The 17,044-nt window shown below is 72.1% G+C and carries 23 protein-coding genes; 8 read left to right on the top strand and 15 right to left on the bottom strand.

Annotated elements, in window-relative coordinates:
* Nucleotides 1-127 precede the first annotated feature (127 nt).
* Nucleotides 128-718, top strand: a complete 591-nt coding sequence (gene def / locus HGAM_RS11550) for a peptide deformylase (RefSeq protein WP_019145654.1) — start codon at nt 128-130, stop codon at nt 716-718.
* Nucleotides 719-820: 102 nt separating this feature from the next.
* Here the strand turns inward: def and HGAM_RS11545 are convergent, their stop codons facing one another.
* The gene (locus tag HGAM_RS11545; protein ID WP_019145653.1) at nt 821-1,621 is read right to left on the bottom strand and encodes a TrmH family RNA methyltransferase; all 801 of its coding nucleotides are present in this window, start codon (nt 1,619-1,621) and stop codon (nt 821-823) included.
* Between the two features lie 18 nt (nt 1,622-1,639).
* On the opposite strand from HGAM_RS11545, the gene HGAM_RS11540 reads away from it, so the two are divergent.
* The gene (locus HGAM_RS11540) at nt 1,640-2,167 is read left to right on the top strand and encodes a YbhB/YbcL family Raf kinase inhibitor-like protein (protein ID WP_019145652.1); all 528 of its coding nucleotides are present in this window, start codon (nt 1,640-1,642) and stop codon (nt 2,165-2,167) included.
* Nucleotides 2,168-2,274: 107 nt separating this feature from the next.
* Here HGAM_RS11540 and HGAM_RS11535 read toward each other — a convergent pair whose 3' ends face one another.
* Genes HGAM_RS11535 through HGAM_RS11525 form a run of 3 tightly spaced genes read right to left on the bottom strand, consistent with a single transcriptional unit; the run spans nt 2,275 to nt 4,634 of the window.
* A complete protein-coding gene (locus HGAM_RS11535) occupies nt 2,275-3,330 on the bottom strand; it encodes an SPFH domain-containing protein (RefSeq protein WP_020691603.1) in 1,056 nt (351 codons plus the stop codon).
* Complete coding sequence (locus tag HGAM_RS11530; protein WP_019145650.1) at nt 3,330-3,797, bottom strand: NfeD family protein; 468 nt, start codon at nt 3,795-3,797, stop codon at nt 3,330-3,332. The genes HGAM_RS11535 and HGAM_RS11530 overlap by 1 nt, the downstream gene beginning before the upstream one ends.
* A 30-nt stretch (nt 3,798-3,827) precedes the next feature.
* Nucleotides 3,828-4,634, bottom strand: coding sequence for an ABC transporter ATP-binding protein (locus HGAM_RS11525; protein WP_019145649.1), 807 nt, complete (start codon nt 4,632-4,634; stop codon nt 3,828-3,830).
* Between the two features lie 83 nt (nt 4,635-4,717).
* Here HGAM_RS11525 and serB point away from each other — a divergent pair, with 83 nt between their 5' ends.
* Nucleotides 4,718-5,938 carry a phosphoserine phosphatase SerB gene (gene serB / locus HGAM_RS11520; protein WP_019145648.1) on the top strand — a complete coding sequence of 407 codons (1,221 nt, stop codon included), beginning with the start codon at nt 4,718-4,720 and terminating at the stop codon, nt 5,936-5,938.
* Between the two features lie 95 nt (nt 5,939-6,033).
* Here the strand turns inward: serB and HGAM_RS11515 are convergent, their stop codons facing one another.
* The 3 genes from HGAM_RS11515 to HGAM_RS11505 form a co-directional block, all read right to left on the bottom strand.
* Nucleotides 6,034-6,588, bottom strand: a complete 555-nt coding sequence (locus HGAM_RS11515; RefSeq protein ID WP_019145647.1) for a dihydrofolate reductase family protein — start codon at nt 6,586-6,588, stop codon at nt 6,034-6,036.
* A complete protein-coding gene (locus tag HGAM_RS11510) occupies nt 6,585-7,508 on the bottom strand; it encodes a helix-turn-helix domain-containing protein (protein ID WP_019145646.1) in 924 nt (307 codons plus the stop codon). The genes HGAM_RS11515 and HGAM_RS11510 overlap by 4 nt, the downstream gene beginning before the upstream one ends.
* Nucleotides 7,509-7,569: 61 nt before the next feature.
* The gene (locus tag HGAM_RS11505; RefSeq protein ID WP_019145645.1) at nt 7,570-7,887 is read right to left on the bottom strand and encodes an ArsR/SmtB family transcription factor; all 318 of its coding nucleotides are present in this window, start codon (nt 7,885-7,887) and stop codon (nt 7,570-7,572) included.
* 80 nt (nt 7,888-7,967) lie between these two features.
* Here HGAM_RS11505 and HGAM_RS19025 point away from each other — a divergent pair, with 80 nt between their 5' ends.
* Nucleotides 7,968-9,176 carry an MFS transporter gene (locus tag HGAM_RS19025; RefSeq protein WP_019145644.1) on the top strand — a complete coding sequence of 403 codons (1,209 nt, stop codon included), beginning with the start codon at nt 7,968-7,970 and terminating at the stop codon, nt 9,174-9,176.
* A 3-nt stretch (nt 9,177-9,179) separates the two neighbouring features.
* Here the strand turns inward: HGAM_RS19025 and HGAM_RS11495 are convergent, their stop codons facing one another.
* Complete coding sequence (locus HGAM_RS11495; RefSeq protein WP_019145643.1) at nt 9,180-9,395, bottom strand: dodecin; 216 nt, start codon at nt 9,393-9,395, stop codon at nt 9,180-9,182.
* Nucleotides 9,396-9,437: 42 nt separating this feature from the next.
* Between HGAM_RS11495 and HGAM_RS19020 the strand changes: the two genes are divergently transcribed.
* Nucleotides 9,438-9,755, top strand: a complete 318-nt coding sequence (locus HGAM_RS19020) for a DUF3099 domain-containing protein (RefSeq protein WP_019145642.1) — start codon at nt 9,438-9,440, stop codon at nt 9,753-9,755.
* Entirely contained in the window at nt 9,748-9,954 is a 207-nt protein-coding gene (locus tag HGAM_RS11485; protein WP_019145641.1) for a hypothetical protein, read from the top strand. Before HGAM_RS19020 ends, HGAM_RS11485 begins: the two co-directional genes overlap by 8 nt.
* On the opposite strand, the gene HGAM_RS20790 is transcribed toward HGAM_RS11485, so the two are convergent.
* Nucleotides 9,951-10,337, bottom strand: a complete 387-nt coding sequence (locus HGAM_RS20790; RefSeq protein ID WP_019145640.1) for a hypothetical protein — start codon at nt 10,335-10,337, stop codon at nt 9,951-9,953. The genes HGAM_RS11485 and HGAM_RS20790 overlap by 4 nt on opposite strands.
* Before the next feature lie 86 nt (nt 10,338-10,423).
* Here HGAM_RS20790 and HGAM_RS21000 point away from each other — a divergent pair, with 86 nt between their 5' ends.
* Nucleotides 10,424-10,546 carry an LbetaH domain-containing protein gene (locus tag HGAM_RS21000; protein WP_019145639.1) on the top strand — a complete coding sequence of 41 codons (123 nt, stop codon included), beginning with the start codon at nt 10,424-10,426 and terminating at the stop codon, nt 10,544-10,546.
* A 20-nt stretch (nt 10,547-10,566) separates the two neighbouring features.
* Here the strand turns inward: HGAM_RS21000 and moaA are convergent, their stop codons facing one another.
* Nucleotides 10,567-11,553 (bottom strand): GTP 3',8-cyclase MoaA, encoded by a 987-nt coding sequence (moaA, locus tag HGAM_RS11470; protein WP_019145638.1) that lies wholly within the window; start codon nt 11,551-11,553, stop codon nt 10,567-10,569.
* A gap of 79 nt (nt 11,554-11,632) precedes the next feature.
* Here moaA and HGAM_RS19015 point away from each other — a divergent pair, with 79 nt between their 5' ends.
* On the top strand, nt 11,633-12,433 hold the full coding sequence (locus HGAM_RS19015; RefSeq protein WP_049798248.1) for an SURF1 family cytochrome oxidase biogenesis protein: 801 nt from the start codon (nt 11,633-11,635) through the stop codon (nt 12,431-12,433).
* On the opposite strand, the gene HGAM_RS11460 is transcribed toward HGAM_RS19015, so the two are convergent.
* The 5 genes from HGAM_RS11460 to sufC form a co-directional block, all read right to left on the bottom strand.
* Nucleotides 12,406-14,004, bottom strand: a complete 1,599-nt coding sequence (locus tag HGAM_RS11460) for an ABC-F family ATP-binding cassette domain-containing protein (RefSeq protein WP_019145636.1) — start codon at nt 14,002-14,004, stop codon at nt 12,406-12,408. The genes HGAM_RS19015 and HGAM_RS11460 overlap by 28 nt on opposite strands.
* A 200-nt stretch (nt 14,005-14,204) precedes the next feature.
* A complete protein-coding gene (locus HGAM_RS11455; RefSeq protein WP_038951769.1) occupies nt 14,205-14,561 on the bottom strand; it encodes a metal-sulfur cluster assembly factor in 357 nt (118 codons plus the stop codon).
* Between the two features lie 8 nt (nt 14,562-14,569).
* Entirely contained in the window at nt 14,570-15,022 is a 453-nt protein-coding gene (gene sufU / locus HGAM_RS11450; RefSeq protein WP_038951768.1) for a Fe-S cluster assembly sulfur transfer protein SufU, read from the bottom strand.
* A 2-nt stretch (nt 15,023-15,024) separates the two neighbouring features.
* The gene (locus tag HGAM_RS11445; protein ID WP_019145633.1) at nt 15,025-16,278 is read right to left on the bottom strand and encodes a cysteine desulfurase; all 1,254 of its coding nucleotides are present in this window, start codon (nt 16,276-16,278) and stop codon (nt 15,025-15,027) included.
* A complete protein-coding gene (gene sufC / locus HGAM_RS11440) occupies nt 16,275-17,042 on the bottom strand; it encodes a Fe-S cluster assembly ATPase SufC (protein ID WP_019145632.1) in 768 nt (255 codons plus the stop codon). The genes HGAM_RS11445 and sufC overlap by 4 nt, the downstream gene beginning before the upstream one ends.
* Nucleotides 17,043-17,044 lie beyond the last annotated feature (2 nt).

Genomic DNA, 17,044 nt, shown 5'->3' with positions numbered 1-17,044 from the left:
GTGCTCCTGTCGCGGTGGACAACGTCAGATACCGAGAGTATCCGAACCGGGGTCACCCGGTCCAGGGCGACCGGCCGGACGCGTTTCGCTAGGCTCGCACCTGCTGTCGACGAACTAGGAGTGAAGCGTGTCGAGCCAGTCCCGTCCGTTGCCCGAGGGGGGCAAGATCCTGCCCATCACCCGGTGGGGCACCCCCGTCATGCACCACGAGCTGCGGGACGTGACGGTGTACGACGACGAGCTCCGGACGCTGGTCGCCGACATGACCGCCACGATGTACGCCGCCAACGGCGTCGGCCTCGCGGCCAACCAGGTCGGGCGCGACCTCAAGGTGTTCGTCTTCGACTGCCCCGATGCCGACCACGAGCGGGTCACCGGCGTCGTGTGCAACCCGATCCTCACGCTGCCCGAGGGCGTCGACCGCCAGCTCGACCCGGACGACGAGGGCTGCCTGTCGCTGCCCGGCGCGTTCGTCGAGTGCGCGCGTCCGGACCGCGCCTGGGTCACCGGCACCGACGAGAACGGCGACGCGGTCGCGTTCGAGGGCACCGGCGTCCTGGCCCGCTGCCTGCAGCACGAGACCGACCACCTGCACGGCACCGTGTTCGGCGACCGCGTCCCCAACCGGCTGCGCAAGAAGCTCTACAAGCAGCACGAGCAGGTCGCCGAGCTCTACCCCGACGACTGGCCGGTCTCCCCCGCCACCGACGAGGACTGACCCGGCCCGCCGTCCCCGCCGGCTGAGCCTGTCGAGGCCCGTCCCCGCTGGCTGAGCCCGTCGAGGCCCTTCGACGGGCTCAGGGACCGGGTGCCGCGACCGTCAGCGCGGACGCATCTGCCAGCAGGCCACCGCGACGGACGCGGCGATGTTGAGCGAGTCGATCTGCGGCGCCATCGGGATCGTCACCCGGTGGTCGGCCGCCGACTCCCAGCGGTGCGTGAGGCCGTGCCCCTCCGAGCCGAACACGAGCGCCATGCGCTCGGCCAACGGCACCTCGTCGAGCGCGACCGCGTCGTCGGCCAGCGTCATCGCGTAGGTCGTGAAGCCGGCCTCGCGGAGCATGTCCGGCGCGGCGTACCAGTCGTCGATGCGGGCGTAGGGCAGCGAGAACACCGTCCCCATCGCCACCTTGACCGCCCGGCGGTACAGCGGGTCGGCGCAGCGCGGCGAGAGCAGCACGGCGTCGAAGCCGAACGCGGCGACGTTGCGGAAGGCCGCGCCGACGTTGGTGTGGTCGGCCAGGTCCTCCAGCACGACGACGCGGCGGGCGTCGCGCAGCACCTCCTGCGGCGTCGGCAGCGGCTGGCGCTCCAGCGCGGCGAGCGCGCCGCGGTGCACGTGGAAGCCGGTCAGCTGCTCGATCGCCGTGTCCGGCAGGACGAAGCAGGTCGCGTCGCTGGCCTCGAGCAGGTCGGCGAGCGGCTCGAGCCACCGCGGCGCCATGAGGAACGAGCGGGCCTCGTGCCCGGACTCCAGCGCCCGGCGGACGACCTTCTCGCCCTCGGCCAGGAAGATCCCGCGCTCGGACTCCAGCAGCTTGCGCAGGTGCACGTCGCGCAGGTCGGTGTAGTCGCGCAGCCGCGGGTCGGTCGGGTCGTCCAGTGTCACGATCGCAGCCACGCCGTTAGCGTACGGAGCATGAGCCTCGACCGACCCGTCACCCCGGACCCGTACCCGCTCCTGCCCGCCGTCGCGAGCTTCACCGTCACCAGCGACGACGTCACCGACGGCCAGCCGCTCAAGGACGACCAGGTGGGCGCCCTGGGCAACACCTCGCCCCAGCTGTCCTGGTCCGGCGCCCCCGAGGGCACGAAGTCGTACGTCGTGACCTGCTTCGACCCCGACGCGCCGACCGTCTCGGGCTTCTGGCACTGGATCGTCGTCGACCTGCCGGCGTCCGTCACGAGCCTGGACACCGGTGCCGGCGCCTCGGACGACACGCTGCCCGACGGCGCCTTCCACGTCCGCAACGACGCGGGGACGCTCGACTTCACCGGCGCCGCACCGCCGCAGGGCGACCAGCCGCACCGCTACTTCTTCGTCGTCCACGCCGTGGGCGAGGAGACGCTGGGCGTCGACGCGTCCGTCTCCCCCGCCGTCGTCGGCTTCAACCTGGCGTTCAAGACGCTCGGCCGCGCGATCCTGCACGGCACCTACCAGCACTGAGCCTCACCCGTCCGCGGCGCTGCCGCGATTCGTGAAGAAAAGGACCCCGTCCAGCCCGGACGGGGTCCTTTTCTTCACACTTCTCGGCGGCGCCGAGGCGCGGGGAGCTACTTCTCGGGGCTGCCCAGGCCGGGCGCCTCGGCCTCCTTGGCCGCCTCGAGCGCCTCCTCGACCGCCGCGGACGTCTGCGACGAGCTCTCGTCCACGACCGGCTCGTCGAGGTCGACGCGCTTCTTGCTGCCGCCGCCGTCGACCGGGATCTTGCCGATCGCGCCGCCGATGGTGCCCAGCGCCTCGGTCAGCTCGGCCGGGATGACCCACACCGTGCTGCCCTCGCCCTCGGCGATCTTCGGCAGCATCTGCAGGTACTGGTATGAGAGCAGCTTTTGGTCGGGGTTGCCGTCGTGGATGGCCTGGAAGACCGCCTCGATGGCCTGGGCCTCGCCCTGGGCGCGCAGGATGGCCGCCTGGCGGTCGGCCTGGGCGCGCAGGATCGCGGCCTGGCGGTCGCCCTCGGCCGTGAGGATGGACGACTGCTTCTCGCCCTCCGCGGTGAGGATGGCCGACTGGCGGTCGCCCTCCGCGGTGAGGATCGCGGCGCGCTTGTTCCGCTCGGCGCGCATCTGCTGCTCCATGGCGTCGATGATCGACGGCGGCGGGTCGATGCCCTTGAGCTCGACCCGGTTCACGCGGATGCCCCAGCGGCCCGTGGCGCCGTCGAGCTCGCCGCGCAGGCCGGAGTTGATCTGGTCGCGGCTGGTGAGCGCGTGCTCCAGGGTCATGCCACCGATGATGTTGCGCAGCGTGGTCATGGTGAGCTGCTCGATGGCCTGGATGTAGTTGGCGATCTCGTAGGTCGCAGCGACGGCGTCCGTCACCTGGAAGTAGATGACCGTGTCGATCGAGACGACGAGGTTGTCCTCGGTGATCACGGGCTGCGGCGGGAACGAGACGACCTGTTCGCGCAGGTCGATCTTGTAGCGCACCTTGTCGATGAACGGCACGACGATGTTCAGGCCGGCCGACAGGGTCGTGCGGTACTTGCCGAAGCGCTCGACGATGCCCGCGCGGGCCTGCGGGACGATCTTGACGGTCATCGTCAGGACCACCACCACGAGGACGGCGAGCAGGACGATGGCCACGGTCACGGCTGAGCCGAGCATCACGGCCCCTTTCGTGGGTCGGGATCGGGGGTCACGACGGCGGTCGCGCCGTCGATGGCGACGACGAGCACGTCGGCGTCGGGGTCGATGACGGTGCCGCGGTCGGCGGTGCGGGCCGACCACTCCTCGCCGGCCAGGCGGACCCGGCCGTCGCGCTCGTCGACGACCGTGAGGGCGATCGCGCGGTGACCCACGAGGCCGGAGGTTCCGCTGCGCACGGTGGGTCCGGCGTGCAGGCGCGCGACGATGGGCGGGCGCGCCAGGACGAGCAGGGCGGCGGACACGATGATGAACACCGCCATGCACAGCCAGAACGGGGCACCGATCACGCTGGCGACGGCCGCGACGCCGGCCCCCACCGCAAGCATGAGCAGCACCAGGTCCAGGCCGAGCACCTCGGCGACGGCCAGGACCACGGCCAGGGCGGCCCAGGCCACCCAGGGGTTGTCCTGGATCAGCTCGGTCATGCGGCGCCTCTCGTCGTGGTGGCCGGCACGCTACAGCGCGCGGCGCGTGCCGTACGTGGAACGGCGGGCCATGTAGCGGCCGTCGTCCACGAAGATGTGCAGCCGCATGCCGAAGGTGGCGCCCAGGTTGTCGGTGCTGAGCACGTCGTCGATCGGCCCCGCGGCCACGACCTTGCCCTCGCGGAGCATGAGCACGTGGGTGAAGCCGACCGGGATCTCCTCGACGTGGTGGGACACCATGATCGTCGCTGGCGCCTGCGGGGACGTGGCGAGCACCGTGAGGCTCAGCAGCAGGTCCTCGCGGGCGCCGAGGTCCAGGCCCGCGCCGGGCTCGTCGAGCAGGAGCAGCTCGGGGTCGGTCATGAGCGCACGGGCGATGAGGACGCGCTTGCGCTCGCCCTCGCTCAGCGTGCCGAACGTGCGGCGGGCCAGGTGCTGGACGCCCATCTCGCCGAGGATCTGCTGGCAGCGCCGGTAGTCCTCGTCGTCGTACTTCTCGCGCCAGCGACCGGTGACGGCGTAGGCGGCGGACAGGACGACGTTCTCGACGGCCTCGTCACGCGGCAGCCGGTCGGCGATGGTGACGGCGGTGTGGCCGATGCGGGTGCGCAGGTCGAAGACGTCGACCTGGCCGAGGGTCTCGCCGAGCACCTGGGCGGTGCCGCTGGTGGGGTGCATCTGGGCGCCCACGACCTGGAGCAGCGTGCTCTTGCCGGCGCCGTTGGGACCGAGCACGACCCAACGCTGGTCCGGCATGACCTCCCAGTCGATCCCGTCGAGCAGCGTGGTCCCCGAACGCACCACCGACACTGCGGACAGCTTCACGACCGGCTCCATGCAGGCTCCCTCCCGACGACCTCGTCCGTGTGACCAACAACCTATCGGAGCCGCCCACGGCGCGGACGGTAGCCTCGACCCCGATGACCGACCACGTGCCCGCCGTGCACCTGACCGCGCCGACCGTCCTGGTGACCCTCACCGGTCCGGACCAGAGCGGCGTCTCCACCCGCCTGTTCGACGCCCTGTCGGGCTTCGACGTGGAGGTCGTCGACGTCGAGCAGCTGGTCGTCCGCGGACGCCTGGTGCTGAGCGTCCTGATGACCGCGCCGGACGACCCGGACGCGCTGGAGCGCACGCTCCGCCGGGTCGGCGACGGCTTCGGCCTGCACGTCGAGGTCGAGCACGGCAGCGGCGACAACCGTCCGCGCCGCGTGGGGCGGGCGCAGGTCGTCGTGCTCGGCGCTCCCCTGCGTCCCGGTGCGATGGCCGCGATCACCGCCGGCATCAAGGCCGGCGGCGGCAACATCGACCGCATCGTCCGCATGGGCCGGTACCCGGTCACGGCGATCCGCATGGAGGTCTCCGGCGTCGACCCCGACCGGCTGCAGTCCGACCTCGGCGCCGTCGCGCACGAGAACGGCGTCGACGTCGCGGTGCAGGAGAACGGCATCCGCCGCCACGCGCAGCGCCTGGTCGTCATGGACGTCGACTCCACGCTCATCCAGGGCGAGGTCATCGAGATGCTCGCCGCCCACGCCGGCTGCGAGGAGCAGGTCGCCGAGGTCACCGAGCGCGCGATGCGCGGCGAGCTGGACTTCGCCGAGTCGCTGCGCGAGCGCGTCGCCCGGCTGGAGGGCGTGCCCGTCTCGGCGCTCGACGAGGTCTACGCGAACCTGCAGTACGCGCCCGGCGCCCGCACGATGATCCGCACGCTCAAGCGCCTGGGCTACCGGTTCGCCCTCGTCAGCGGCGGCTTCACCCAGGTCATCGAGCAGATCGCCGGCGAGCTGGAGATCGACTACTTCGCCGCCAACGAGCTCGAGGTCGCCGACGGACGCCTGACCGGACGCGTCGTGGGCCGCATCGTCGACCGGCCGGGCAAGGCGGCGGCGCTGCGCGACTTCGCCGAGCAGGCCCGCATCCCGGTCAAGAACACCGTCGCGATCGGCGACGGCGCCAACGACCTGGACATGCTCGCGGCCGCCGGCCTGGGCATCGCGTTCAACGCCAAGCCCGTGGTCCGCGACCAGGCCCGCACCAGCGTGAACGTCCCCTACCTCGACGCGATCGTGTACCTCATGGGCATCACGCGCGAGGAGGTCGAGGCGGCCGACGCCGCCGACGCCACCCCCGCCGGCTGAGCCGCACGCAGCCTGTCGAGGCCTCCCTTCGACAGGCTCAGGGAGCGGACAGAGCAGGATCGAGAGCGGGGCCGCGGCCAGGACGTGCTCTGCGGCTAGCGGTCCTCGAGCAGCGGCCCGGCCACGCGGTACCGCGACACCACGAAGGCGCCGGCGCGGTGCGTCTCCACGAGCTCGAGGTCGAGCCGGCGCGGCAGCAGCGGACGTCCGGCCCCCAGCACGACGGGCGCCACGGACACGACCACCTCGTCGAGCAGCCCGGCCTCGGCCAGCTGGCCGGCCAGGTCTCCCCCGCCGACCACCCACAGGTCCCGGTCGCCGGCCGCCTCGGCCATCTGCTCGTGCACGGCCCGGACGTCCCCGGAGGCGAACCGCACGTCGGCGCCGGGCACGGGCTCGAGATCGCGGGTCGTCATGACCCAGCTCGGGACGCGGTACGGCCACTCCCCGCCACCCGCCTCGTCCAGATGACGCACCACCCACTCGTACGTCGTGGAGCCCATGAGGATGGCGCCGACCCCGGCCATGAACGCGGCGAACTCGTCCTCGCCCTCCGCGCCCTGCTGCTGGCGCAGCAGCCAGTCCAGCGAGTCGTCCGGGTCGGCCAGGAAGCCGTCGAGCGTGGTGGCGGTGTGGAACGTGGTGGTCATGCGTCGTCCTCCGGGTCCGCGGCGCGCCGGCTGCGCAGCCACTCGATGGGGTCGCCGTGGTCGACCTCGACCCCGGCGGCGCGCAGCATGTGCCGCACGAGCTGGCGGCGGTGCGCGGAGTAGGTGAGCACGTGGGCCACGACGCTGCTGAGCACGAAGCTCTCCGGCGGGTCGCAGAGCGCGTCCACGAGCCGGTCGTCCCAGGCCCCGCGCCGGTCGAGGTCGCGCACCACGGCCAGCCAGCGCGCGGCGGCGGACTCGTGCCGCTCCAGCAGCTCGGCGACGTCCGCCGCCTCGTGCTCCGGCGGGAGGTCGAGCCCCTGGATCGAGGCCAGCCAGATCTCCAGCGTCCGCACCAGCCGGTCGAGGACGGCGAGGACGGACTCCTCCGGCCCGTCCCAGGTCAGCACGGTCAGCCCGGGCGCCCAGGGCCGGCGCAGGACGTCGTCGTCCAGGCGCTTGGCGACCTCGAGCAGGTGCCGAGCGTCGTCGAGGTCGTGACGGACGAGCTGCTCGGTGAGCGGGTTCATGGCGTGCTCCGTGCTGCGGACCCACAACGAGGTGGGCGGGTGGAAGTGGATGCCGTTCGGGGCGGGCAGCCACGGCTCGCCGCCGTCGGGCAGCTGGCTCGGCGGGTGCCCGAACGCGCGGGCGAAGGCCCGGCCGAAGCCCTCGACGGACTCGTACCCGGCCTCCCAGGCGGCGTCGGTCACGCTCGTGCCGCTCCGCAGCCGCCACGCGGCCCGCTCGAGCATCACCCGGCGACGCATCGCCACCGGCGCCTCACCTGCGGCGCGCGACAGGGTGCGCGAGAGGTGGAACGGCGAGGCGTAGGCGTCCTGGGCCATGTCGTCGAGGCTGCGGTTGTCCTCGTCGAGCACGGCGTCCAGCAGCTCGCGCAGGCGGTCCCGTCCGGTCATGCGACCAGTCTGGCCGTCGCGGCGCCCCGCGCGCTTGACCGTTCTTGCCCGGTCGGTCGGGTCAGTCCGGGGCGGCGGCCAGCACCGCGTCCAGCAGGCCGGGGTACGCGGTGTCGAGCTCCTCGCGGCGCAGGCTGATGCGGCGGTTGCGGCCGACCGGGTCGTTGCGGATGACGCCGGCCTCGCGCAGCACCTTCATGAGGTGGGAGCGGGTCGACTTGGGCATGTCGGGCACCGCGGTGCAGTCGGCCATGTCGAGCGGCCCGTCGGCCAGCTCGCGGACGATCGCGAGCCGCGCCGGGTCGCTCAGCGCGAACAGCACCTCGGTGACGGGGACGTCCCGCACGTCGGGATGGGTGAGCACGCTCGGTCCGGGCATGGTTCGATCATACTTGAACGATCGGGTCGCGGCGGTCTATCGTCTGACCCGTTCTACTTCCTTCGAACGATTGGCCCGCCGTGTCCGCGACCGCTCCCCCACGCCCGACCCGCTCCCTCCGGGCCGGGGGCTCCGCCGCGTTCGCGCTGGCCCTGGCGTCCGCCGTGGCGATGATGGGCGCGGCCAGCGCCCCGTCGCCGTTCTACCCCGTGCTGCAGGCCGAGATCGGCTTCTCCGCGCTGGCCTCGACGTCGATCTTCGCCGTGTACGCCTTCGCGCTGCTGGTGGCGCTGCTCGTCACCGGGTCGCTGTCGGACCACGTCGGGCGCCGTCCGGTCCTCTCGGCCGGGTTCGCCGTGCTCGCGGTGAGCATGGTCGTGTTCTGGCACGCCGGCTCGGTCGAGTCACTCCTGGCCGCGCGCGTCGTCCAGGGTCTCGCCGCCGGCCTGCTGCTGTCGGCGCTGACCGCCGCCGTCGTGGACCTGGAGCCGCCGTCGCGGCCGGGCAGCGCCGCGGTCGCCAACGCCGTGCTCCCGCTCGCCGGCATGGCGATCGGTGCCGCCGCGAGCGGCTGGGTCCTGGACGTGTCGGACTCACCCGAGCCGGTCGTGTTCGGCGTGCTCACCGGCGTCTACGTCGTCGTCGCTTTGGCGGTCTGGGCCCTGCCCGAGACGTCCCCGGGGCACGACGGGCTGCTGCACTCGCTGCGCCCGCGCGTGGGCGTCCCGCCCGCGGCCCGCTCGGCGTTCCTGCGCAGCACGCCGGCGATCGTCGCCGGCTGGGCGACCGGAGGCCTGTACCTCTCGCTGGGCGCGCCGCTCATCGGGCAGCTCGGCGGTGAGAGCCACCTGGCGCAGGGCCTGGTCGTCAGCGTGCTCACCGGCGGCGGCGCCCTGGCCGCCTTCCTCATGCGCTCGCTGAGCCCGCGAGCCCTCACCCTCTACGGCACGAGCGCCCTGGCCGTCGGCACGGCGCTGACCCTGGGTGCGCTGGCGACGGACGCCCTGGGCTGGTTCGTCGCCGCGGTCGCCGTGGCCGCGACCGGCTTCGGCACGGCGTTCATGGGCGTGATGCGCTCGGTGACACCGACGGTCGGCCCGGCCGAGCGCGGCGAGCTGTTCGCCGCCGTGTTCGTGTTCAGCTACGTCGCGTTCGGACTGCCCGCGGTCGCCGCCGGCTTTGCCGTGCCCCACCTGGGCCTGGAGACGACGACGTACGTCTACGGCGCGGCCATCACCGTGCTGGCGACGACGGCCGCGCTGCTGCGCCGGTTCGCGACGACCGAGTAGCGGCTACTCGTCGTCCTCGAGCCGGAAGCCCAGCTTCATCGTGACCTGGTAGTGCGAGACCTCGGTGTCGACGATCTGTCCGCGGATGCCGACGACCTCGAACCAGTCCAGGTGGCGCAGCGTCTGTCCGGCGCGCTTGATGCCGTTCTGCACGGCCTCGGTGACGCCCTCGGGGGACGTGCCGACGATCTCGGTGACTCGGTAGGTGCGGTCGCTCATGCGTCCATCATGCCGTGCGGAGGTCCGGCGTAGGCTGGCAGCATGGAACGCAGCAGAGGTCGCCGCGACGCCGAGGTCCCGTCCATCACCTCCGCGAGCGTGCCTCACACCGAGGAGCTCGACGGGCGCATGAAGCGCTACGCGTTGTCCATGGGCATCCGGTCGGTGTGCTTCGTCCTCGCCGTGCTCGCCGCGACCTGGCTGCACTGGCTCGTGGTCGCGCTGCTGCTCATGGCCGCCGCGATCGTGCTCCCCTACGTGGCCGTCGTCATGGCCAACGCCGGCGTGCGGCGCAAGGGCGCCGGGCCGAGCCCGTTCGGTCCCGAGGACCGGCCGTCGATCGAGGGTCCGCGTGGCTGAGCCGCTGACCTGCTCGGCGAAGGGCTGCGCCGCGGAGGCGACGTCCGGCCTGCAGTGGAACAACCCGAAGATCCACACGCCCGACCGGCGCAAGGTCTGGATGGCGTGCCCCGAGCACACCGAGTCGCTGCAGCAGTTCCTGGACGCCCGCGGGTTCTGGCGCGAGACCGTGCCCGCCGCGCAGGCCGAGGCCCGCTAGCCGGCGGTCGCCGGACCCGGACGGTCGGCCGACGCGACTAGGTTGAGGTCGTGTTCGAGAGCCGCCGCATCCTCCCCGGGACGGACGAGTCCGCGGCGATGGTCGCCGGGGTCGAGCGCGCGTTCGCCGCGTGCGAGCGGCTGAACCGGCTGCCCTACGCCGACCAAGACGCGATCCGAGCGGCGGTCGCGGACCTGACCGGGACACCCGTCCACGCGACCCTGCGCCTGGCTCCGCCGTTCTGGTGCGACCACGGCCGGTCGCTGACGCTCGGCGAACGCGTGTTCATCAACCACGGCTGCACGATCGACGACCTGGGCGGCGTGGTGATCGGCGACGACGTCCTGGTCGGCCCGAACGTCCAGATCCTCAGTGGCGGGCACCCGGTCGACCCGGCGGAACGCCGGTCCGGGGTCGTCGTCGCCCGGATCGAGATCGGCCGCGGGGTCTGGATCGGCGCGGCGCGACGGTGCTGCAGGGCGTCTCGGTCGGCGAGGACTCGGTGGTGGCCGCCGGAGCGGTCGTCACCCGCGACGTGCCCGACCGCGTCGTCGTGGCGGGTGTGCCCGCGAAGGTGGTCAAGCACCTGTAGACCGCGCAGGCCCGGGGCCGCTAGCCGCCGATGGCCGACATCGGCCGGGTCGGCTGCAGGAACGCCGGGTCGTCGATGCCGTGGCCCGGACGCTTGGTGGCCATCGCCGCGACCCAGCGCTGGGCCAGCTCGTCGTCGCTGGCGCCGGAGCGCAGGGCGGCCCGCAGGTCGGACTCCTCGCGCGCGAACAGACAGTTGCGCACCTGTCCGTCGGCGGTGAGCCGCACCCGGTTGCAGTCGCCGCAGAACGGGCGCGTGACCGACCCGATGATGCCGACCGTGTGCGGCCCGTCGTCGACCAGGAACTTCTCGGCCGGCGCCGAGCCGCGTCCGTCGAGCGGGGTCAGCCGGAAGCTCTCGCCGAGCAGGGCCAGCGTCTCGTCGGCGGTGACCATGCTGGCGCGGTCCCAGCCGTGCTGGGCGTCCAGCGGCATCTGCTCGATGAACCGCAGCTCGTACTCGTGCTTCATGCACCAGCGCAGCAGGTCGGGCGCCTCGTGGTCGTTGATGCCGCGCAGCAGCACGGCGTTGACCTTCACCGGACGCATGCCGGCGGCCTGGGCCGCGGCGAGCCCGTCGAGGACGTCGTGCAGGCGGGGACGGCGCGTGATGCGCTCGAACGTCTCGGGGTCGGTGGTGTCGAGGCTGACGTTGACCCGGTCGAGGCCGGCGGCGGCCAGCGCGGCCGCGGTGTGCTTGAGCCCGAGCGCGTTGGTGGTGATCGCCGTGCGCGGCGAGCCCGGCAGTGCCTTGGTGGCCGCGACGATGGCCGGCAGCCCGCGGCGCAGCAGCGGCTCGCCACCGGTGAACCGGACGTCGGTGACGCCCAGGCGGGTCACGGCGATCGCGATGAGCCGGTTGAGCTCGTCGTCGGTCAGCGTCTCCTCGGCCGGCATCCAGTCCAGGCCCTCGGCCGGCATGCAGTACTGGCAGCGCAGGTTGCACCGGTCGGTGAGCGAGACGCGCAGGTCCGTCGCGACGCGTCCGTGCCGGTCCCCGAGCTCCATGCCCTCACCCTACGTCGCCCACCTGACGAGCACCGCCCCGCGCGCGGACGACTTGCCGCGACGGCCTATCGTCGAGGACGTGGTGCGCACCCTCCTCCGCTGGACGTTCGCGGTCGTCGTCGTGGCGTTCCTGGCCTGGGCCTGCTGGGCCCTGGGCCAGTGGCAGTGGGACAAGCACGACCGCATCGACGCCGACTCCGCCCGCATCCAGCGCTACCTGGACGAGCCGCCCGTGCCGCTCGACTCCCTCGTGCGCCCGGGCGACGCGGTCGCGAAGGACGAGGAGTGGCGTCCGGTCACCGTCTCGGGCACGTACGACACGTCCCAGCAGGTCACCGTGCGCTTCACGACCCGCGACAAGCAGCCGGGTGTCGACGTCGTCACGCCCCTGGTCACCGACGACGGCACCGCCGTGCTGGTGAACCGCGGCTGGGTGCAGGTGCCCAACAACGACGTCGAGAGCATCGACATCCCCGACCCGCCGGCGGGCGAGGTGACGATCACCGCCTGGCTGCGGCCCGACACCGGCGCCGACGGCAGCGCGATCGCCGTGCAGGACGACCAGGTCCGGGCGATCTCCAGCGAGGTGCTGGCCGACCACACGGGCTACACGCTCTACCCCGGCTTCGTCGAGCTGCAGGAGGAGGACCCGGCCCCGGCCGAGTCGCTCGCCCACGAGCCGGCGCCCGAGGAGTCGTCGGCGCAGAACTTCTTCTACGCCTGGCAGTGGTGGTTCTTCGGGGTGCTCGGACTCGTCGGCGCCGTGTACTTCGGCCGCCAGTCGGTCCTGGAGCTGCGCCAGCGCCGTGCGGCCCGGGCGGACGAGGCGTCCGCCGCGGGCACGGACGAGCGTCAGGCCAGCGAGACCAGCTCGGCGTAGGAGTCGCTCCACAGGTCCTCGTCGCCGTCGGGCAGCAGCAGCACCCGGTCGGGCTCCAGGGCCCGCACGGCGCCCTCGTCGTGCGAGACGAGCACGATCGCGCCCTCGTAGGTGCGGATGGCGCGCAGCACCTCCTCGCGCGAGGCCGGGTCCAGGTTGTTGGTGGGCTCGTCGAGCAGCAGCACGTTGGCGCTGGAGACGATCAGGCTGGCCAGGGCCAGACGCGTCTTCTCGCCGCCCGACAGCACGCCGGCGGGCTTGGACGTGTCGTCGCCGCTGAACAGGAACGAGCCCAGCACGCTGCGCGCCTCGGTGTCGGTCAGCTGCGGGGCGCTCGCCTGCATGTTCTGCAGCACGGTGCGGCTCGTGTCGAGCGTCTCGTGCTCCTGCGCGAAGTAGCCGATCTTCAGCCCGTGACCGGGGATGACCTCGCCGGTGTCGGGGGTCAGCGTGCCGGCCAGCATCCGCAGCAGGGTCGTCTTGCCCGCGCCGTTGAGGCCCAGGATGACGACCCGGCTCCCCCGGTCGATGGCCAGGTCGACGCCGGCGAAGATCTCCAGCGCGCCGTACGACTTCGACAGGCCCTCGGCCATGAGCGGCGTCTTGCCGCACGGGGCCGGCTTGGGGAAGGTGATGTGGGCGACCTTGTCGCTCTGGCGCTCGTCCTCGAGCCCGGACATGAGCTGCTCGGCGCGGCGCAGCATCTGCTGGGCAGCCGACGCCTTGCTCGCCTTGGCCCGCATCTTGTTGCCCTGCGCGGTGAGCCGCTCGGCGGTCTTGGTGGCGATCTCGCGCTCCCGGCGGCGACGCTGCTCGTCGGCCTGGCGCTGCTTGAGGTAGGACTTCCAGCCCATGTTGTAGATGTCGATCGTCGCCCGGTTCGCGTCCAGGTACAGGACCTTCGTGACGGTCTCCTCGATCAGGTCGACGTCGTGGCTGATGATGATGAGCCCGCCGGCGAAGTTCTTGAGGAAGCCGCGCAGCCAGCTGATCGAGTCCGCGTCCAGGTGGTTGGTGGGCTCGTCGAGCAGCAGCGTGTCGGCGTCGGAGAACAGGATGCGCGCCAGCTCGATGCGGCGGCGCTGACCGCCGGACAGCGTCGAGAGCGGCTGCTCCATGATGCGGTCGGGCAGGCCCAGGCTGGTGGCGATGGTGACCGCCTCGGCCTCGGCGCTGTAGCCACCACCGGCGGAGAACTCGCCCTCGGCGTTGGCGTACGAGCGCATCGCCTTCTCGGCGATCTCCGGATCGGGCGAGCCCATGTCGATCTCGGCCTTGCGCATGCGCACGAGCGCGTCGTCCAGGCCGCGGGCGCCGAGGATGCGGTCGCGGGCGGTGGTCGACAGGTCGCCGGACTTGGGGTCCTGCGGCAGGTAGCCGATCTTGCCGGTGCTGGTGATCGTGCCGGCGGCGGGCTGGCCGTCGCCGGACAGCATGCGGGTCAGCGTGGTCTTGCCGGCGCCGTTGCGGCCGACGAGGCCGACCTTGTCGCCCTTGTCGACACGGAACGAGACGTCGGACATGAGGACGCGCGCGCCGAAGCGCAGCTCCACTCCGGAGACGGTGAGCATGAGGAACCTTCAGTGAGCGTGGATGGCGAGGACGAAAGAGCGGGCAGGGGCCCGCACGTCACTCCAGCCGGATGATGTCCACCGCACCAGTCTAGGGGCGGAGGCCGCGGAGTCGAAGCCCCAGGAACCCGGGGTGTCGGACCTCACGCGCCGCGACCTCCCCCGGCGGGGCCGGAGGAGGTCGCAGGTCGAGCGGTGGCTCAGACGTTGAAGCCGAGGGCGCGCAGCATCTCGCGGCCGTCGTCGGTGATCTTGTCCGGGCCCCACGGCGGCATCCAGACCCACTCGATCCGGAAGTCGTTGACGATGCCGTCGAGCGCCGAGCGCGTCTGGTCCTCGATGACGTCGGTCAGCGGGCAGGCCGCGGACGTCAGCGTCATGGAGAGCACCGCGTTGCTGTGCTCGTCGACGTCGACGCCGTAGACCAGGCCGAGGTCGACGACGTTGATGCCGAGCTCGGGGTCGACGACGTCCTTCATCGCCTCGGTGACGTCCTCGGACGTCGTGGCGCCCGCGGGCGCCGTGGCGACGTCCGGCAGGTCGGTGTGGTCGGTCATGGGCTCGGTCACTGGTGGTCCTCCTTGTCGGTGACGGCCTGCGCGACGGCGTCCTTCCAGGCCATCCAGGCCAGGAGGGCGCACTTCACGCGAGCCGGGAACTGGGCGACGCCGGCGAACGCGACGCCGTCCTCCAGCACGTCCTCGTCGGGCTCGACCTTGCCCTTGCCCTGCATGAGCTCGGCGAACGAGCCCAGCACGGCCATGCCCTCCTCGACGCTGTGCCCGACGACCAGGTCGTTGAGCACCGAGGCGGACGCCTGGCTGATCGAGCAGCCCTGGGCGGCGTACGACACGTCGGTGACGGTGTCGCCGTCCAGGTGGACCCGCAGGGTGATCTCGTCGCCGCAGGTCGGGTTCACGTGGTGGACCTCGGTGTCGAAGTCCTCCCGCAGGCCCGCGCCGTGCGGCTTCTTGTAGTGGTCCAGGATGATCTCCTGGTACAGCGCGTCGACGTCCATGGTCACGCTCCGAAGTACTTCTGGGTGTGCAGCAGGCCGTCCACGAGGGCGTCGACCTCCTGCTCGGTCGTGTACAGGTAGAACGACGCCCGCGACGTCGACTGCACGCCGAAGCAGGCGTGCGCCGGCTTGGCGCAGTGGTTGCCCGCCCGCACCGCGATGCCCCGGCTGTCGAGCAGCTGGGCCACGTCGTGCGGGTGGACGCCCTCGAGCGCGAAGCTGATCGCTCCCCCGCGGTCGACGGCCTCGGTCGGGCCGACGATGCGCAGCCCGTCGATCTCCTGCAGGCGATCCAGCGCGTAGGCCGTGATCGCGTGCTCGTGCGCCGCGACGTTCTCCATGCCGAGCGCGGTCAGGTAGTCCACCGCGGCGCCCAGGCCCACGGCCTGCGCGATCGGCGGGGTGCCGGCCTCGAACCGGGCCGGCGGCGGGGCGTACGTCGTGCGCTCCATCGTGACCGTCTCGATCATCTCGCCGCCACCCATGAAGGGCGGCAGCTCGGCGAGCAGGTCGTAGCGTCCCCACAGCACGCCGATGCCGGTCGGGCCGAGCATCTTGTGCCCGGTGAACGCGACGAAGTCGGCGCCCAGCGTGCTCACGTCGACCGGCAGCTGCGGCACGGCCTGCGAGGCGTCGACCACCACGAGGGCACCGACGGAGCGGGCCTTGGCGATGATCGTGGTCAGCGGGCTGACCGAGCCGAGCATGTTCGAGACCCACGCGACCGACACGACCTTGGTGCGCTCGGTGATGAGCGTGTCGATGTCGGACAGGTCGAGCCGGCCCTCGGGGGTCAGCCCGAACCAGCGGAGCGTCGCGCCCGTGCGCTGGCAGACCTGCTGCCACGGGACGATGTTGGAGTGGTGCTCCAGCTGGGTGATGACGATCTCGTCGCCCCGCCCCACGCGTCCGGCGTCGCCGAGCACACGGGCGACCAGGTTGAGCGCCTCGGACGCGTTCTTGGTGAACACGACCTCGTCGCGGCTCGGCGCGCCGATGAAGCCGGCGACCTTGTCGCGCGCTCCCTCGAACGCCTCGGTCGCCTCGGCGCCGATCTGGTGCATGGCCCGGGCCACGTTCGCGTTGTGCAGCCGGTAGTGCTCCTCGACCGCGGCGATCACGCTCGCCGGCTTCTGCGAGGTGTTCGCGCTGTCGAGGTAGACCAGCGGCAGGTCGCCGGCGAGCCGGCGCGCCAGGACGGGGAAGTCCTGGCGCACCCGCTCGACGTCGTAGCCGGTCGCCTCGGCGGTCGTCATCGCGTCGCCGCCGCAGCCTTCACGTACTTGTCGTAGCCGTTGGCCTCGAGCTGGTCGGCCAGGTCGCGGCCGCCGCTCTCGGCGACCTTGCCGGCGACGAAGACGTGCACGTAGTCGGGCTTGATGTACTGCAGGATGCGCGTGTAGTGCGTGATCAGCAGGACGCCGCGGTCGCCACGACCGTGGTAGCGGTTGACGCCGTCGGAGACGACGCGCAGGGCGTCGATGTCCAGGCCGGAGTCGGTCTCGTCCAGCAGCGCGAACTTCGGGTCGAGCAGGTCGAGCTGGGCCATCTCGTGGCGCTTCTTCTCGCCGCCGGAGAAGCCCTCGTTGACGCTGCGCTGCGAGAACGACGCGTCCAGGTCCATGCGCTCGAGCGCCTCGTTGACGTCCTTGACCCAGGTGCGCAGCTTCGGCGACTCGCCGTCGATGGCCGTCTTGGCCGTGCGCAGGAAGTTCGCCACGGAGACGCCCGGGATCTCGACCGGGTACTGCATCGCCAGGAACAGGCCCGCGCGGGCGCGCTCGTCGACGCTCATCTCCAGGATGTTCTCGCCGTCGAGCAGGACCTCGCCCTGGGTGACGGTGTACTTCGGGTGACCGGCGATCGTGTACGCCAGGGTCGACTTGCCCGAGCCGTTCGGGCCCATGATCGCGTGGATCTCGCCCGAGCGGACGGTGAGGTCGACGCCGCGCAGGATCTCCTTCGCGCCGTCCTCGGTCTCGACCGAGACGTGCAGGTCCTTGATCTCAAGGGTGGCCATGT

It is taken from the genome of Aeromicrobium massiliense JC14 (assembly GCF_000312105.1).
GTDB classification, from domain to species: Bacteria; Actinomycetota; Actinomycetes; order Propionibacteriales; family Nocardioidaceae; genus Aeromicrobium; species Aeromicrobium massiliense.
Note: the sequence above shows the minus strand (reverse complement) of the source record. Positions and strands in the feature narration are given on the sequence as shown.

Bases quoted from the DNA above. Each gene is read 5' to 3' on its own strand.
- HGAM_RS11540 (WP_019145652.1), top strand. From the start codon at position 1,640: ATGAGCCTCGACCGACCCGTCACCCCGGACCCGTACCCGCTCCTGCCC.
- HGAM_RS11535 (WP_020691603.1), bottom strand. From the start codon at position 3,330: ATGCTCGGCTCAGCCGTGACCGTGGCCATCGTCCTGCTCGCCGTCCTC.
- HGAM_RS11530 (WP_019145650.1), bottom strand. From the start codon at position 3,797: ATGACCGAGCTGATCCAGGACAACCCCTGGGTGGCCTGGGCCGCCCTG.
- HGAM_RS11525 (WP_019145649.1), bottom strand. From the start codon at position 4,634: ATGGAGCCGGTCGTGAAGCTGTCCGCAGTGTCGGTGGTGCGTTCGGGG.
- serB (WP_019145648.1), top strand. From the start codon at position 4,718: ATGACCGACCACGTGCCCGCCGTGCACCTGACCGCGCCGACCGTCCTG.
- HGAM_RS11515 (WP_019145647.1), bottom strand. From the start codon at position 6,588: ATGACCACCACGTTCCACACCGCCACCACGCTCGACGGCTTCCTGGCC.
- HGAM_RS11510 (WP_019145646.1), bottom strand. From the start codon at position 7,508: ATGACCGGACGGGACCGCCTGCGCGAGCTGCTGGACGCCGTGCTCGAC.
- HGAM_RS11505 (WP_019145645.1), bottom strand. From the start codon at position 7,887: ATGCCCGGACCGAGCGTGCTCACCCATCCCGACGTGCGGGACGTCCCC.
- HGAM_RS11495 (WP_019145643.1), bottom strand. From the start codon at position 9,395: ATGAGCGACCGCACCTACCGAGTCACCGAGATCGTCGGCACGTCCCCC.
- HGAM_RS19020 (WP_019145642.1), top strand. From the start codon at position 9,438: ATGGAACGCAGCAGAGGTCGCCGCGACGCCGAGGTCCCGTCCATCACC.
- moaA (WP_019145638.1), bottom strand. From the start codon at position 11,553: ATGGAGCTCGGGGACCGGCACGGACGCGTCGCGACGGACCTGCGCGTC.
- HGAM_RS11460 (WP_019145636.1), bottom strand. From the start codon at position 14,004: ATGCTCACCGTCTCCGGAGTGGAGCTGCGCTTCGGCGCGCGCGTCCTC.
- HGAM_RS11455 (WP_038951769.1), bottom strand. From the start codon at position 14,561: ATGACCGACCACACCGACCTGCCGGACGTCGCCACGGCGCCCGCGGGC.
- sufU (WP_038951768.1), bottom strand. From the start codon at position 15,022: ATGGACGTCGACGCGCTGTACCAGGAGATCATCCTGGACCACTACAAG.
- HGAM_RS11445 (WP_019145633.1), bottom strand. From the start codon at position 16,278: ATGACGACCGCCGAGGCGACCGGCTACGACGTCGAGCGGGTGCGCCAG.
- sufC (WP_019145632.1), bottom strand. From the start codon at position 17,042: ATGGCCACCCTTGAGATCAAGGACCTGCACGTCTCGGTCGAGACCGAG.